General features: G+C 64.2%; 15 protein-coding genes. 11 read left to right on the plus strand and 4 right to left on the minus strand.

All coding sequences use genetic code 11. The features are described from left to right. Positions 1 to 77: 77 nt before the first annotated feature. The 6 genes from LB545_RS18980 to lpxK all read left to right on the plus strand — a co-directional run bounded on the left by LB545_RS18980 (position 78) and on the right by lpxK (position 5,676). The gene (locus LB545_RS18980; protein ID WP_140557090.1) at positions 78 to 1,421 is read left to right on the plus strand and encodes a TldD/PmbA family protein; all 1,344 of its coding nucleotides are present in this window, start codon (positions 78 to 80) and stop codon (positions 1,419 to 1,421) included. Beyond that, entirely contained in the window at positions 1,408 to 2,211 is an 804-nt protein-coding gene (locus LB545_RS18985) for a 3'(2'),5'-bisphosphate nucleotidase CysQ (RefSeq protein WP_140583786.1), read from the plus strand. The genes LB545_RS18980 and LB545_RS18985 overlap by 14 nt, the downstream gene beginning before the upstream one ends. 76 nt (positions 2,212 to 2,287) lie before the next feature. Beyond that, entirely contained in the window at positions 2,288 to 2,533 is a 246-nt protein-coding gene (locus LB545_RS18990; protein WP_140494203.1) for a DUF4170 domain-containing protein, read from the plus strand. Positions 2,534 to 2,538: 5 nt separating this feature from the next. Further along, entirely contained in the window at positions 2,539 to 3,330 is a 792-nt protein-coding gene (locus LB545_RS18995) for a lysophospholipid acyltransferase family protein (RefSeq protein ID WP_140521674.1), read from the plus strand. Beyond that, positions 3,327 to 4,643 (plus strand): lipid IV(A) 3-deoxy-D-manno-octulosonic acid transferase, encoded by a 1,317-nt coding sequence (gene waaA / locus LB545_RS19000; RefSeq protein ID WP_140557085.1) that lies wholly within the window; start codon positions 3,327 to 3,329, stop codon positions 4,641 to 4,643. The genes LB545_RS18995 and waaA overlap by 4 nt, the downstream gene beginning before the upstream one ends. A 1-nt stretch (position 4,644) precedes the next feature. Beyond that, complete coding sequence (gene lpxK / locus LB545_RS19005; RefSeq protein WP_140560527.1) at positions 4,645 to 5,676, plus strand: tetraacyldisaccharide 4'-kinase; 1,032 nt, start codon at positions 4,645 to 4,647, stop codon at positions 5,674 to 5,676. A 92-nt stretch (positions 5,677 to 5,768) separates the two neighbouring features. Here lpxK and LB545_RS19010 read toward each other — a convergent pair whose 3' ends face one another. Next, a complete protein-coding gene (locus LB545_RS19010) occupies positions 5,769 to 6,002 on the minus strand; it encodes a DUF2093 domain-containing protein (RefSeq protein ID WP_140494196.1) in 234 nt (77 codons plus the stop codon). A gap of 172 nt (positions 6,003 to 6,174) precedes the next feature. On the opposite strand from LB545_RS19010, the gene LB545_RS19015 reads away from it, so the two are divergent. Then, the gene (locus tag LB545_RS19015) at positions 6,175 to 6,717 is read left to right on the plus strand and encodes a hypothetical protein (protein ID WP_224705631.1); all 543 of its coding nucleotides are present in this window, start codon (positions 6,175 to 6,177) and stop codon (positions 6,715 to 6,717) included. Between the two features lie 116 nt (positions 6,718 to 6,833). Here LB545_RS19015 and LB545_RS19020 read toward each other — a convergent pair whose 3' ends face one another. After that, a complete protein-coding gene (locus LB545_RS19020) occupies positions 6,834 to 7,760 on the minus strand; it encodes a LysR substrate-binding domain-containing protein (RefSeq protein ID WP_224705632.1) in 927 nt (308 codons plus the stop codon). 93 nt (positions 7,761 to 7,853) lie between these two features. Between LB545_RS19020 and LB545_RS19025 the strand changes: the two genes are divergently transcribed. Together LB545_RS19025 and LB545_RS19030 are read left to right on the plus strand one after the other, a co-directional pair. Then, complete coding sequence (locus LB545_RS19025; RefSeq protein ID WP_224705634.1) at positions 7,854 to 8,747, plus strand: DMT family transporter; 894 nt, start codon at positions 7,854 to 7,856, stop codon at positions 8,745 to 8,747. Between the two features lie 135 nt (positions 8,748 to 8,882). Continuing rightward, positions 8,883 to 9,626, plus strand: a complete 744-nt coding sequence (locus LB545_RS19030) for a hypothetical protein (protein WP_224705636.1) — start codon at positions 8,883 to 8,885, stop codon at positions 9,624 to 9,626. Positions 9,627 to 9,663: 37 nt separating this feature from the next. Here LB545_RS19030 and mutL read toward each other — a convergent pair whose 3' ends face one another. Both mutL and LB545_RS19040 read right to left on the minus strand, forming a co-directional pair. Next, positions 9,664 to 11,541 (minus strand): DNA mismatch repair endonuclease MutL, encoded by a 1,878-nt coding sequence (gene mutL, locus LB545_RS19035; RefSeq protein WP_224705638.1) that lies wholly within the window; start codon positions 11,539 to 11,541, stop codon positions 9,664 to 9,666. A 67-nt stretch (positions 11,542 to 11,608) separates the two neighbouring features. Then, positions 11,609 to 12,511, minus strand: a complete 903-nt coding sequence (locus LB545_RS19040) for a LysR substrate-binding domain-containing protein (RefSeq protein WP_140494187.1) — start codon at positions 12,509 to 12,511, stop codon at positions 11,609 to 11,611. A gap of 92 nt (positions 12,512 to 12,603) precedes the next feature. Between LB545_RS19040 and LB545_RS19045 the strand changes: the two genes are divergently transcribed. After that, positions 12,604 to 14,151, plus strand: a complete 1,548-nt coding sequence (locus tag LB545_RS19045) for a trimethylamine methyltransferase family protein (RefSeq protein ID WP_140624617.1) — start codon at positions 12,604 to 12,606, stop codon at positions 14,149 to 14,151. 40 nt (positions 14,152 to 14,191) lie between these two features. Next, positions 14,192 to 15,841, plus strand: coding sequence for an ABC transporter substrate-binding protein (locus LB545_RS19050; RefSeq protein ID WP_140728241.1), 1,650 nt, complete (start codon positions 14,192 to 14,194; stop codon positions 15,839 to 15,841). The last annotated feature ends 54 nt before the right edge of the window (positions 15,842 to 15,895 follow it).

Raw genomic sequence — 15,895 nt, forward strand, 5'->3', positions numbered from 1 at the left:
CCATTGCACAAGCCGGACCGGAACAATAGATGGGGGACGGCGGCTCTCGGGCCAGCCGCAACAGCAGGATCACGCGCATGAGCGATATATCGGACGCATCAAGATTGACCGACCGCGTCGCGGCCCTGGTCGAGGCTGCCAAAAAAGCTGGCGCCGATGCCGCGGATGCCGTCGCGGTGCGTGGCCGCTCGACCGGTGTGTCGGTGCGGCTGGGCAAGGTCGAAAACACCGAGGCCTCGGAAGGCGACGACGTTTCGCTGCGTGTCTTTGTCGGCCAGCGGGTGGCAAGTGTTTCCGCTACTGCCGCGTCCGACCCGAAGGCGCTTGCCGAACGTGCCGTCGCCATGGCCATGGTCTCTCCCGAAGATCCCAACCAGGGCCTCGCGGATCCGGCGCTGCTAGCCAGGCAGACGCGCGATCTCGACCTGTTCGATGCAACAGAAGTATCGGCCGACCAGTTGAAGGAAGCGGCACTGGCCGCGGAAGCGGCGGCTCTGGCCGTCAAAGGCGTGACCAATTCGGCGGGCAGCAATGCCAGCGCCGGGCTCGGAGGGCTGGTATTGGCCACCTCGCACGGCTTCCTCGGCCATTATGTCGCCTCGCGCTTCTCGCGCTCCACGAGCGTCATCGCCGGCGAGGGTACCGGCATGGAGCGCGATTATGAATTCTCCTCGCGCCAGCATTTTGCCGACCTGGATGCGCCGGAAGACATAGGCCGCAAGGCCGGGGAACGCGCCGTGCGCCGGCTCGGCGCGCGCAAGGCCGCGACCGGACCGGTCGACGTGGTGTTCGATCCGCGCGTGGCGCGCGGCATTGCCGGCCATCTCGCGGGCGCCATCAACGGCGCTGCCGTCGCGCGCAAGACGTCGTTCCTGCGCGACATGATGGGCAAAAAGGTGGCTGCATCGGCCATTACCGTCACCGACGAGCCGCTGAGGCGGCGCGGCCAGGCCTCGCGTCCGTTCGACGGCGAAGGCGTCGAAGGCGACAAGCTTTTCATGGTCGAGAACGGCGTGCTCAACCACTGGTTCCTGTCCACCTCGGCGGCGCGGGAACTGGGTCTCGTCACCAATGGACGCGGTTCGCGCAGCGGCTCGTCCGTCTCGCCGTCTTCGACCAATCTTGCCATCGAGCCGGGTGAGCGCTCGCCAGAAGAACTGATTGCGTCACTCAAGACCGGCTTCTACGTCACCGAGGTGTTCGGGCAAGGTGTCGACATGGTGACCGGCGAATACAGCCGCGGCGCTTCGGGGTTCTGGATCGACAACGGCCAGCTTGCCTATCCCGTGGCCGAAGTCACGATCGCCTCCAACCTGAAGACGATGTTCCTCAACATGGTGCCGGCAAGCGACCTCGATCGCAATTTCGGCACCGCTGCCCCCACGCTGCTGATCGAAGGCATGACCCTTGCCGGAGCATGATCTGACCACGACCGGCGCCACGGAGGATCTGCCGCTGCTGCGCGACGCTGCCCGCGAGGCCGGCGTCATCGCCATGCGTTACTTCGGGAACAGCCCGCAGGTCTGGATGAAGGGCGGGACCTCGCCGGTCAGCGAGGCCGATCACGCCGCCGATGCGTATTTGCGCCAGACCCTGCTTGCGGCGCGGCCGGATTATGGCTGGCTGTCCGAGGAGACGGTCGACGATCCAGTGCGGCTTTCGGCGCGCCGAACCTTTGTCGTCGATCCGATCGACGGCACCCGCGGCTTCCTGGAAGGCCAGCGCACCTGGTGTGTCAGCGTCGCCGTCGTGGAGCATGGCCGTTCGCTTGCCGGCGTGCTCGAGTGTCCGGCGCTTAACGAGACTTACTGGGCGCTGCCTGGCCAGGGCGCCTTCCGCAACGGTAGCCGCATCGCGGTGCGCCAGCCCGGCGACAAGGCCGAAATTTCCGGATTGAAGCAGTTGCTCGACAGGATACCGGCCGGCTGGCAGGAACGGCTGAAGCGGGCGCCCTACAGCCCTTCGCTTGCCTATCGCCTGGCAATGATCGCCAACGGCACGCTCGATGCCACTTTCGTAAAGCCGAACGCGCACGACTGGGATATCGCCGCCGCCGACCTTATCCTGCGCGAGGCGGGCGGCCAGTTGCTCGACCCGCATGGCCGCGCGCCGCTCTATGCCGGCGAGGTGACCCGCCATGGCGCGCTCGCCGCCGGCAGCGGTGAACTGCTGGCGGTGCTCGTGGGCGTCATTGCCGGACTGGATGATTGAAAGCATTATCGAAGGTTCCAAAGTCGGCGGCTTTGGTCTAGACCTGTCACAAACTCACAATATGTGAAGGACCGAAATGGCCGCGGAAGACGGAAAGAAACAGCTTTTGCACCTGGTGTTCGGCGGCGAACTGAAGAAGCTTGGCGGCACCGAATTCCGCGATCTTGACGCGCTCGACATCGTCGGCATCTATCCCGACTATCAATCCGCCCATACGGCATGGAAAGCCAAGGCGCAGGCCAGCGTGGACAATGCCCATATGCGTTATTTCGTCGTGCACCTGCATCGGCTCCTGGACCCCGACCACAAGGCTGTCGGTTGACTTCGATGGATAATGATCTGGCGAAAGCGCCGCCCGGCCAGGCTACGCCGACGGGCAGGGGCCGCAGCCGCGCCACCAAGGCATTCTGGCGCAGGATCCGCAAGCCGCTGGCGCAGTCGCGATTCGTCAAGAACATCATCGTCGGCCTGCTGGCGCAGTTCGTTCGGCTGGTGCGCCTGACCAACCGCGTCGTCGACGGATCGGCGAAATTGACCGGCGGTGCCTATGCCCAATTCGAGCCCGGCATCATTGCGCTCTGGCACGGCCAGCATCTGTTGACGCCGGCCTACTACCCCAAGGGCAGGCCGCTCGTCGCCATGGTGTCGCGCAGTGCCGATGCCGAACTCAACGCCCTGATGATCGAGAGATTCGGCATCGAGGCCGTACGCGGCTCCGGCGGGCGCGATAATGCCAAACATCTCGACAAGGGCGGAGCCAAGGCACTGATCGCCCTGAAAAAGTCGCTCGTCGCCGGCAAGAACGTCGCCATGATCGCTGACATCCCCCATGGCACGCCGCGCGATGCGGGGCTTGGCATCGTGCTCCTGGCGCGGCTCTCCGGCCGGCCGATCCTGCCGGCGGCCATTGCCACCAGCCGCCGCAAGGTGCTGGAGAAGAGCTGGGACAAGACGACCATCAACCTGCCGTTCGGCCGCTCGTCCATCATCATCGGTACACCGGTTTTCGTGCCGGCCAATGCCGATGACGCCGAGATGGAGCGCAAGCGCCTCGAAGTGACGGCCTCGCTCAATGCCGCGACCGCCGAGGCCTACCGTCTCGTGGATGCCCCGCGATGAGCGGTCGCTGGGCGCGTACCATGCTGACGGCATATCGTTTGGCGGGCGCTGTCGCCTATCCGCTGGTCGGACCCTATGTTGCCTGGCGCACCTCGCGCGGCAAGGAAGACCGCAACCGCCGCCGCGAACGCTACGGCGTCGCCGGCCGGCCTCGCCCCGATGGGCCTGTTATCTGGATCCACGCCGCGAGCGTCGGCGAAACCATAGCTGTCGTTCCCCTGGTCGAGAGCATACTCGACTACGGCGTCAATATCGTGCTGACGACCGGCACCGTAACGTCGGCCAAGGTCGCCGACGAGAGATTGGGCGACCGCATCATCCACCAGTATGTGCCGCTCGACCTCAAGCCGGCGGTCAGCCGTTTCCTCGACCACTGGAAGCCGGATCTGGCGATCATCGCCGAATCGGAGATCTGGCCGATGACGATTCTCGAGCTTGGCGCCCGCCACGTGCCGCAGGTTCTGGTCAATGGCAGGCTGTCCGACCGCTCCTTCACGTCCTGGAAGAAGCGCCCCAACATCGCCGAGGCGCTGTTCGAGAACCTTGCCCATGTCGTTGCCCAGTCCGATGTCGACGGCGAGCGTTTCCGCGCGCTCGGCGCCCGGCCGGTAACCGTTTCCGGCAATCTCAAGGTCGACACCAACCCGCCGCCCGTCGACGAACGGGCGCTGGCCACCTTGCAGCGGCAGATTGGCGGCCGTCCGACCTGGGCGGCGATCTCGACCCATGACGGCGAGGAAGTGGTTGCCGCCGAGGTCCATGCGATGCTGCACAAGCGTCACCACGGCCTGCTGACGATCGTAGTCCCGCGCCATCCCGACCGCGCCGAGGCCCTGGCCGAGCAGATTTCCGGCATGGGCCTCAAGGTCGCGCGGCGCAGCAAGGCCGACAGGATCGGGCCCGACGTTGACATCCTGCTCGGCGATACGATCGGCGAGATGGGGCTCTATCTCAGGATGACCGAGATCGCCTTTGTCGGCCGTTCGCTCACCTCCGAAGGCGGCCAGAACCCGCTCGAGCCAGCCATGCTCGAGACGGCGGTCCTTGCCGGACGCAACGTGCAGAATTTCCGCGAGGCCTACCAGCGCCTGCTCGACAGCGGCGGCGCCAAGCTGGTGCGCGACCGCGACATGCTGGCCGGTGCGGTCAACTTCCTGCTCACCAACGAAGTCGCGCGCCATGAGATGATGGCGGCCGGCGCCGCGACCGTCGATGAGATGCGCGGCGCGCTGGCGCGCACGCTGAAGTCGCTTGAGCCCTATATCCAGCCGCTGGTCGTCAAGGCGCGCCTGAAGGGCGCGAACGGGCGCTAAAATGGCCTCCGAAGCACCGCCGTTCTGGTGGGAGGAGCCGGACTGGCGCGTTTTCGCGCTGTCGCCGCTGTCGGCCGCCTATGCATTCGTCGCCGGCCGTGGCATGCGGCGGGCCAGACGCGAGAAGATCGAAGCGCCGGTTCTGTGCATCGGCAATTTCACCGTCGGCGGGACGGGCAAGACCCCGGTGGCGATCGCCATGGCCGAACACGCCAGGCGCATGCGGCTCAAACCCGGTTTCCTCTCGCGCGGCCATGGCGGCTCCTTCGCCGAGCCGCATGTCGTCGACATCAAACACGACAGCGCCAGGCATGTCGGTGACGAGCCGCTGCTGCTGGCCGAACACGCGCCCGTGGCAGTGACGCCGCACCGCGCCGCCGGCGCCCGACTGCTCATGGAAAATCATGGCTGCGATTTCCTGATCATGGATGACGGTTTCCAGAGCGCGCGCATCCATATCGACTATGCGCTGGTCGTCGTCGATGCGCGGTACGGCATCGGCAACGGCCGTGTCATCCCGGGCGGGCCGCTCAGGGCCAAGGTCGTCGATCAGCTGGTCTTCACCAGCGGGTTGCTGAAGATGGGTGACGGCACCGCCGCCGACGCGGTGGTGCGCCAGGCGGCGCGCGCCGGCCGGCCGATCTTCGAGGCTCACACCGAGCCGAGCGGCAAGGAACGCCTCGCCGGCAAACGCTATCTTGCCTTCGCCGGCATCGGCCACCCCGAGAAATTCTTCGACACGGTAGAGGAGGCCGGCGGCGAGGTGGCTTTGAAGCGGCCGTTTCCGGATCATCATTTCTACGCCGAGGATGAGCTTGCCGAACTGGCGGCCACCGCGCGCGCCGAAGGGCTCGGCCTCATCACCACCGCCAAGGATGCCGCCCGGCTGCGCCACGGCGCCTCGAAGGACTTTCTCGATCGTCTCGACGTGCTGGAAATCGACGCGGTCTTCGAGCTCGACCACGTTCCCGAACGTATCATCGGGGAGACGCTCGATGCCTGGCGCCAGCGTAAGCTTAAGCTTAAGGGCTAAGGCGTTCAGCCTTCGATGGAATCGCCGACCCGCTCTGCCTCTTGGTTTTTACGCAACGGCGGACAGAAATCGCTGCGCATTCCTGGATTTGCTCAGCTTCGCTTGCGCAATTCCGGATGCGCCTCGATCTCGCGGCGCAATGAGGCCGCGGCGTTGATGTAGGGCTCCTGCCTCTCGACGCTCCAGTACTTCAGCTCGTCGAGCGGAATGCTTTCGCCGGTCACGGCGCAGCGCACGAACGCGCCGGGGCTCGTCACCTGGAAGTCGCCGTCGAGATAGCGGATACGGGCTTCCTTGCCGCCGGGGCCTTCGAAACGGTTCATCATGCTTTGGTGCCGAGCTTCATGCCGAGTTCATCGCCACAAATTGCCGGCAAGGTCAAGCATGGGACAAGCTCGAGGCAATGCTGATATCCTATTTGATGAGCCGAAGAGTACCATTGGTGGGGACATGATGGACATTTCTTCCGCTCGGCCGGCTTCCTTGCTCAAGGAGGCGATGACGCCGCAGGCGGTGCCGTCGGCGAAACCCGATGCGCTCAAGGCAGCGCTGGTCAAGGTGGCCTTGCGACCGCCGCTGCCGGCCTTGCGCCCGCAACCGGCCTTGGAAGCGTTGGCGGCCCTGCCGCCCGCGTCGGCCGAGACGTCGCAGCAATTGGCCGCACCGCAGATCGTGCGGGCCTATCAGGCGGCGATGGAGCCGGACATGGACACCGCCGGAAAGACCGTTTCCGAGATTGCGGCGCGCAAGCAGACGTCGCCAGGCGACGAGGCTCAGCGCAGCGTGCCAGTGGCGGTCACAAGATCCGAAGACGGTGGGGCTGCACGGCCCGCGCCGCTCTCGTGGCCGGCGTTCGTCTCGCCGCGGGTATCCGTCGTGCAAAAGGCGTCAGCCGACAATGTGGTGCCGGGGCGCATGACCGGCCAGCCAAAGGGAGCCGCACCGGGGAATCGCGAACAAGGCGCGGTCGGCATCGGCCCCATCGCAACGGGCCTGCCGGTTGCCGCGCTCATTGCATTTGTCTGGTTGGCCATTCGCTAAAGCAAGTGTGTACGGTTTTCCCGGGAAAAGCGCGTAGCGCTTTCCCTATGGAATTGCGCAAAACAAAGACATAGAGCGGTTCGCCGTTTCCGTGAAACGATGAACTGCTCTGAAACCTACGTGTCGGCTTCGATGAAGTGTTCGATCTTTTCCGCCGACACACCGGCCTGCGCCGCGATGCGGCGCGACAGGTCGGCGGCAGCGGCGCGGGGCCTTCCGGCGGGACGATCGAGCCAGTAGGAAACGGGATTGAGCACAACACGATCGTCGACGGCCACGACGCGCCCCGACCGTATCTGGTGTTCGGTGAGCGGCGGGCGCGCCAAGGCGATGCCCAGGCCGTGTGCGGCGGCATCGAGCACCAGATTGTAGTCTTCGAAGCGTCGGTCCTGCGGGCGCGGCCGGTAATCCATGTCCTGCGCGGCGAACCAGGCGCGCCAGCCGGATGCGTCGGAATCGTTGATCAGCGGGAATTTGAGCAGCCGGGCCGGGTCGCCGCAGCCGATCTCCGGCGCGAGGCTCGGCGAGGCGATCGGAAACAGATACTCCTCGAACAACTGCATCGAAACGCGGCCCGGGATGCGGCCGCGTCCGCAGCGCACCGACAGATCGATGCCTTCATCGGCGAGATCGGCCTGGCGGTTATCGATATCCAGCACGATGCGCAGGCGGGTGGGATCATTCTCAAGCGCCGCCATGCGTGGCATCAGCCATAGGCCGCTTACCGAGGGGATCGAGGCCAGCCGCACCACTGCGGTGCCGCGCGGTTCAACCCAGCGGTCCGAATTGACCGAGATCAACGCGAAGGCTTCGGTGGTCCTGAGATGCAGGCGATTGCCTTCGTTCGTCAGCGTCACGCCGCGCGCCCCGCGTTCGAAAACCTTCAGGCCAAGCCAGCCCTCCAGCTTGGCGATCTGCCGGCTGATAGCGCCATGGGTGAGATTGAGCCTCTGCGCGGCTGCCGAAAAACTCCCCGTGCGTGCCGCTGCATCGAAGGCGCGCAGTGTCTCGAGCGGCAAGATGTCGTCTAAGCTGTGATCCATAGTCACAGCTGACCCTCGATTTGGTCGTTTGTCAATTGGTCCGAAAAAGCGTTTTCTCCCCATCGAGAGGCGAAAGAACGGGAGGACGATGAGATGAGGGCGATGACGAGCACGTTGAATCCAGCACAGCGGATGGACACCACCGCGGCCGTAGCGGTGGCGCTGACGGTGATTGGCTGGGCCTCGGCCTTTCCGGCGATCCGGGCTGGCCTCGCCGCGTTCGGGCCGCTCGAACTCGGCGCCCTGCGCTTTGCCATCGCCGCGGTACCTGCGGCGATCTTCCTTGCTGTCAGGCGGCCGACGCTGCCGCGCACAGGCGAGTTGTGGCGCCTGGCCTTTGGCGGCGCCGTTTTCGTCGCGCTCTACACCGCCATGCTCAATTTCGGCGAACTGACGGTTTCGGCCGGTGCTGCCGGATTCATCATCAATGTCAGCCCGATCTTCACCGCCATCATGGCGATGGCGCTGCTCGGCGAACGATTCTCGACGATGGCCTGGGTCGGTACTGCCATTTCCTTCAGCGGCATCGGCATTATCGCCATGGCCGACGGACAGGGCCTGCATTTCGACACGGGTGCGCTCCTGGTGCTGGGATCGGCGCTCTGTTCGGCGGTCAACACCATCGTCCAGAAGCCGCTGTTCGCCCGCCATCATCCACTGACCATTGCGGCCTCGAATATGGTGCTCGGCGCGCTCTGCCTGGCGCCCTTCCTGCCGGCAGCTTTTTCGCAGGCGGCGGTCGCCGATATGGGGGGGCTGGGCGCCGTCATCTATCTCGGCGTCGTGCCGAGCCTGATCGCCTATGCCGCCTGGGCGACGGCGCTTTCGCGCTTGCCTGCGGCGCGTGCCTCGAACTTCCTTTATCTGGTCTCTCCCATGTCCGCCCTGATCGGCTTCTTCTGGCTGGGCGAAGTCCCGATGCTGCTCGGCCTGCTTGGCGGCGCGCTGGCGCTAGGGGGCGTCATCGTAGTGAATTTGAAACGATAAATCAGAGAGTTGCGGCTGTTTTCCCACTCAAATCCACAAGTCGCGCTGCTTCAACCGGCAACCCCTGTGATACGGGCATAAGGCGCGCTATCCTGATTTGCGCTGATGGAGGGGATCGGGATGGGAAGAGCGTTCGTGGCCGCGTTTTTCTGCTTGCTGCTGCTGAGCCAAAAGGCCGTCGCCGGCTGGTATCACGTGGAGAACTACGAAGGGTCGATAGGACCCGATCCCGTTCATCTATCGCTTCAGACATATGACAGCTATGGCAGCGGCATAACGGTCGAGGGAAGTTATTTCTACGACGCCAGGCAGAGTCCGATCGCGCTCTACGGCACGGTCAGCGGCACCAGGCTCTCGCTGTGCGCGATTTCGGACGACCAGGAATTTGAACGCATCATGGTGATGGGATCGAAGACACCAGTCGATACCACGAATTGCCCGCTTTCCCTCGACATCGGCGAAAGCGGTGCGAGAGGGACCTGGCGCAAAGGCGCGGACAAATTTCCGGTCACGCTGAAGAAGGTTGCAAGCCTGGACGACACGGGCGAGGCGAAACTCGACGGAACTGTCGAAATTCCCTTTTGGGCTGAGACCGCTGCCGACCGGTTTGCCGGACTTTACACAAACACCGGTTCAGGGATTTGCATGACGAAAATGCAGGTCATCAAGAAGACCAGCGGCAAGGTCGTCCAGCAAATCCCTTTCGATGACGATGGTTGCGATGCGGGCATGTTGATGACGCCTATCTACATGAACGTCCAGAAATGGGTGGAGCGTCGCAAGGACATCATCTCCGTGAACTTTCGTGGCGGCGGCAACGGACACACGATGGATTACATTTTCAATCGTTCCGCCAGGAACTACCAGCAAAAGAAGTGACCGATGGCGCCCGGCCTTGCCGACATAGGGCCAAACTTCACCGCCGCCCGAACAGCCTTTCGATGTCCGCCAGCTTGAGTTCGATATAGGTCGGGCGGCCGTGGTTGCAGGTGCCGGAGCCGGGCGTGGCCTCCATCTGGCGCAGCAGCGCGTTCATCTCCTCGGCCTTGAGCAGGCGGCCGGAATGCACTGAACCATGGCAGGCCATGGTCGCCGCGATTTTGTCCAGCCTTTCCTTCAGCGTGTCGACGGTGTCGTTGTCGGCGATCTCGTCGGCGAGGTCGCGCACCAATTGCTGGACGTTGGTCTCGCCCAGCATCGACGGTGTCTCGCGCACGGCCACGGCGCCCGGCCCGAAACGCTCGATGCCGAGCCCGAAGCGGGCGAGCGTTTCGGAATGCGTGGCAAGCCGTTCGGCATCCTCTTCAGGCAGGTCGACGATCTCCGGCAGAAGCAGCATCTGCGACGGCACGGCGCGCGCGTGCAGCGCGTTCTTCAACGCCTCGTAGACCAGCCGCTCATGCGCGGCATGCTGGTCGACGATGACAAGTGAGTCCCTGGTCTGGGCGACGATGTAGTTCTCATGCACCTGCGCCCGTGCCGCACCGAGCACCGTGCCAAGCAGCGTCTCCGCCGCTTCGCCCTGTCCTGCCCGGGCGTCGGCGCTGGCGATCGGGCCGGCATCGAACGCCGCCTGCTCGTTTTCGCCGAACCCGCCGTTTCGTTCGAATCCTGAACCCTGGAACTCCATGTCGAGTGGCCGTTGCGGCGAGCGTGCGTGGTCGAAACCGGCAGAGCCCGAGGCGCGGTAGGCCGCTTCGTAGCTGCGGTGACCATTGGCCGGGCCGCCATAGGCGTATGACGCCGCTCCCGGCCGGAACGCCGCCATCATGCCGGCGGCACCGGAAGTGGCGGCGCGGATGCCGGCTTCGGCAAGCGCCTGACGGATGGCGCCGACGATCAGCCCGCGCACCAGGCCGGGGTCGCGGAAGCGGACATCGGCCTTGGCTGGGTGGACATTGACGTCGACGATCGCCGGGTCGAGTGTCAGGAAAAGCACCGTGACCGCATGGCGGTCGCGTGGCAGGACGTCGGCGAAGGCGCCTCTGATAGCGCCGGCGATCAGCTTGTCGCGCACTGGCCGGCCATTGACATAGGCATATTGCTGCAGCGCGTTGGCGCGGGTGAAGGACGGGATCGATACATGACCGGTCAGGTGCACGCCTTCGCGCATCGCATCGATGGCAATGGAATTGTCGGGAAACTCGACCCCCATCACCTGGGCGATGCGGCGCAGGCTGCCTTCCGCGCTGTCATCGGTCGCCGGCAATTCCAGCGTCGAGCGGTCGGAACCGGTGAGCGTGAAGCGAACGGTCGGAAAGGCGATCGCGATGCGCTTGACCACGTCGCTGGTCGCCGAGCTTTCGGCGCGCTCGCCTTTCATGAATTTCAGCCTTGCCGGGGTGGCGAAGAAAAGGTCGCGCACCTCCACGGTGGTGCCGCGATTGGCCGCCGCCGGCCTGACGGGCGAGATCCTGCCGCCCTCGATGCCGATCTCGGCGGCGCTGTCGCTTGCCGCCGTGCGCGAGCGGATCGACAGCCGCGACACCGAGCCGATCGATGGCAGCGCCTCGCCGCGAAAGCCGAGCGAGCGGATGTCGTGGATGTCTTCGGCAAGCTTGGAGGTGCAATGGCGTGCAATCGCCAGCGAAAGCTCCTGTTCGGGGATGCCGAAGCCGTCATCGGTGACACGGATCAGGTTCAACCCGCCGCCTGACGTGACGACCTCGACTTTTCCTGCACCGGCATCAAGCGCGTTCTCGACCAGTTCCTTCACCACGCTTGCCGGACGCTCGATGACTTCGCCGGCGGCGATCTGGTTGATCATCGTTTCAGAAAGCTGGCGTATGGGCATGGTGACAGTATAGGCGGATTCGTGCCGAGCGGGCGAGGGTGAAGTACGGTGAAAACAGTGAACGACCTCACGCTTGCGCTGCCAGCCAATCCCGTACCTTGCGGGCATTCTCGCTAAGCTCCCGGTTCCTCGGCCAGATGACATAGAACGCCTTGCCGGTCTTGAGCACATGGTCCGTCACCGGCACCAGCAGTCCCGTCGAGAGCATCCGCTCGGCAAGGTGGCGCCAGCCGAGCGCGATGCCTTGCCCTTCCATGACGCCCTGGATTACCAGCCCGTAGTCGTTGATGCGCAGGCCGCGCGCGGTATCGCCGAGACGGGCGCCAGCCGATTCGAACCACTCATTCCAGCTCGCCGCCTCCCGATAGGGCTCCTCAAGATGGATGAGACGGTGCGTGGCCAGTTCCGCGACCGATTTGGGCAGGCCGAACTTCGCCGCGTAGCTGGTGCCGGCGACGGGAAAGATCTCTTCGTCGGCAAGCGGCAGCGAATGATAGTCCTGCCAGTCCCTCGGTTCGCCGCCGCGCACGGCAAGCGGGATGCCCTCTGCGATGATGTCGAGGTCGCGGTCGGCGGTCTGGATGCGCAGATCAATGCCCGGCAGTTCGTCGCGGAACTGCTGCAGCCGCGGCATCATCCAGAAGGAGCCGAACGCAGTTGAGGCGGCAAGCGTCACGTGGCCGCCGGTCGCCTGCAGGCGCAGATCCTCCGCCGACTTGCGGATGTGGGACAGGCCCAGCGAGACGTCGGCGTGGAAACGCTCGCCGGCCTCCGTCAGGCTGACCTGCCGGTGACGGCGCTGGAACAGCTTGGCGCCGAGCTGTTCCTCCAGCCCGCGCACCGCGTAGGAAACGGCGGCCTGGGTCATGCCGAGCTCTCGCCCGGCGGCGGTGAAGCTCGACAGGCGGCCCGCCGCCTCGAAGACGATCAGGCTGCCGGCCGAGGGCAGGAGGTGGCGCAGGTTTCGCATAAGCAGAGCTTATACAAGAGATCAGGATTTTCCAGCGTCACATTCCTGTTTTGTGCGTCTAGGCTGCGAGGTATAAGAGGAATGGAGTTGCCATGAACGCACCGGCCGCTGTGACCGAACACTCCAATCGTCGAGCCGGCGGCCGCCTGGGGCGCAAGGCGCTGCGGGGAGCTCCGGTAACGTCGTTTCCGACACTGGTCCGCCAAATCCCCGTCTATCAGATGGTGCCGGACGAGGCAGTGGAACTCATACACCAGGAATCGCTCGCCATCCTGGAGGACGTCGGATGCGAGTTCCGCGACGATGAGGCCATCGAAATGTGGAAGGCCGCCGGCGCGGACGTCTCCGAGACAAGAGTGCGGATCGACCGCGCCTTGCTGATGGAGCTCGTCTCGAAGGTGCCGTCGGAGTTCACGCTCAACGCGCGCAACCCTGAGCGTACGGTGCGCGTGGGCGGAAAGAATTCCATCTTCGTGCCGATGTATGGCGCGCCTTATGTGCGTGACCTCGACAATGTCAGGCGCTACGGCACGCTCGCCGACCTCAACAATTTCCACAAGCTCGCCTACATGGCGCCGGCCCTGCATTCCTCGAGCTCGATCATCTGCGAGCCGATGGAAATAGCGGTGCCCAAGCGTCACCTCCACATCATCCATTCGGCGCTGAAGCATTCCGACAAGCCGTTCATGGGCATCGTGACTTCCAAGGATCGGGCGGAAGACACGATGGCGATGGCGGGCATCGTGTTCGGTGAGGATTACGTGCGCGACAACCCTGTGCTGGTGTCGATCACCAACTGCAATTCACCGCTGGTATGGGATGCCACCATGCTGGATGCGATGAAGGTCTATGCCCGTCACAATCAGCCGCTGATCCTGGCGCCCTTCGCGCTGTGCGGCGCCTCGACCTCGGCCTCGGCCGTGGGCGCGGTGGCGCAGGTCAATGCCGAGGCGCTTGCCGGTGTAGCGTTCACCCAGCTCCTGCGTCCGGGCTCGCCTCAAATCTACGGCCAGTTCATGGTCACGGTCGACATGAAGACCGGCGCTCCGATGGGCGGCACGCCGGAGGCCGCGCAGATGATGTACCTGATGGGCGCGCTGGCACGGAAATACGGCCTGCCGTGGCGCACGTCCGGCTTCCATGTCGGCTCGAAGCTGAACGATGCCCAGGCCGGCTACGAGGCGAACATGCTTATGCATGCCGCCATCCTTGCCGGCGCCAACTACATCTGGCACTCGGCCGGATGGCTCGAGGCGGGTCTCACCTGCGGCTATTCGAAATTCGCGACCGACTGCGAACAGCTCGTCGGCTGGTACAAATATGCCGGCGGGCTGCCGTTCGACGATTTCAAGGAAGCGATGGCCGCCATCCGCGAGGTGGGGCCGCAGGGCCATTTCCTCGGCACACAGCACACGCTCGAGCATTTCGAGCGAGCCTTCTTCATGCCCAGCATCATGGATTTCAACTCCTACGAACAGTGGAAGGCCGAAGGGGCGAAGGACCATGACACGCGCGGCCGCGAGAAAGCGCGCAACATGCTGGCCGATTATGAGGAGCCGAAGCTCGATGAGGGCATCGCAGACGGTCTCAGGGATTTTATCGCGCTGCGCGAGGAGAAACTGCCGGACAGCGTTAGCTGACAGGACGAAGATCTGACGGGAACCACAAGGGAGGAAAAAAATGACGCTTTTCAAAAGCAATGGTGATCGTGTTCCAAGCGCCATAGAGGCGATGGCAAAGGAGGCGCGTGCGGGTCGGATCGACCGACGCGAATTCCTGGCGCTGGCAAGCGCCTTCGGGGCATCGACGGCTCTGGCCTATGGCATGATCGGTCTTGCCGCGCCGACGAACGCCTTGGCCGAGGAGCCGAAGAAGGGCGGAACGCTGCATGTCTCGATGTCGGTGAAGGCGCAGAAGGATCCGCGCACCTATGACTGGGTTGAGCTTGCCAACATCTCGCGCACCTGGCTGGAGCCGCTTGTGCGCTATACCAGGCAGTTCACCTTCGAGCCGGTGCTGCTCGAAAGCTGGGACATCAACGACGACGCCACCGAATATACGCTGCATGTGCGCAAGGGCATCACCTGGAACAATGGCGATACCTTCAACGCCGATGATGTGGTGCACAATGTGACGCGCTGGTGCGAGAAGGGCGTCGCCGGCAACTCCATGGCCGCGCGTGTCGGCGCGCTGATCGACGCCAAGACCGGCAAGGCGAGGGACGGCGCGATCACCAAGGTCGACGACAACACGGTCAAGCTGAAGCTCTCCGAGCCCGACATTTCGCTGATCCCGAACTTCACCGACTATCCGGCGCTCGTCGTCCACCGCAATTTCGATGCCGATGGCGCCGATCCGATCAAGAAGCCGATCGGCACCGGACCCTTCGAGCTGGTCTCTTACGATGTCGGCCAGAAAGCCGTCGTCAAGCGCCGCGAGAACGGCAAATGGTGGGGCGGCGAAGCTCCGCTCGACGGCGTCGAATTCATCGACTACGGCACCGATTTCAACGCCACGGTGAATGCCTTCGATTCCGGCGAAATCGACCTCAATTTCGAGTCGCCTGCCGATTTTATCGACATCCTCGACAAGATGGGGCTGGAGAAATCGGAGGTGGCGACCGCGACCACCCTGGTTGCGCGCACCAACGTCACGCACAAACCCTACGATGACAAGCGTGTTCGCAACGCGCTCCAGATGGCGGTCGACAACAACGCGGTGCTGCAGCTCGGCTACAGCGGTCGCGGCACGGTCGGCGAAAACCACCATGTCAGCCCCATCCATCCGGAATATTATCCGCTGCCCAAGAAGGAGCGTGATGCCGCCGGCGCCAAGAAGCTGATGGCGGAGGCGGGTCAGGCCGACTTCGAGCATGAGCTGATCACCATCGAGGACGATTGGCAGAAGAACACCGGCGATGCCATCGCGGGCCAGCTGCGCGAGGCCGGAATCAAGGTGAAACGGACGGTGCTGCCGGGCTCGACGTTCTGGAACGACTGGACGAAATATCCCTATTCGATGACGATCTGGTACATGCGCCCGCTCGGCGTCCAGGTGCTGGCGCTCGGCTATCGCACCGGCGAGGCCTGGAATGAATCGGCGTATTCGAATCCCGATTTCGACGCCAAGCTCAAGCAGGCGCTATCGCTGATCGACGTCGCCAAGCGCAAGGAGGTGATGAAGGATGTCGAGCAGATCCTGCAGGATTCCGGCGTCATCATCCAGCCGTTCTGGCAGAAGCTCTACAGTCATACGAGCAAGAAGGTGAAGAACTACGGCGTCCACCAGACTTTTGAAATGGACCTCCAGAACGTCTGGCTGGACGCCTAGCTGCAATTGGCGAATGCCGGCACCCTTTCAGGTGCCGGCTGTCCGGCAAATCGA

The organism is Mesorhizobium sp. BR1-1-6 (genome assembly GCF_020165355.1).
Taxonomy (GTDB): Bacteria; Pseudomonadota; Alphaproteobacteria; order Rhizobiales; family Rhizobiaceae; genus Mesorhizobium.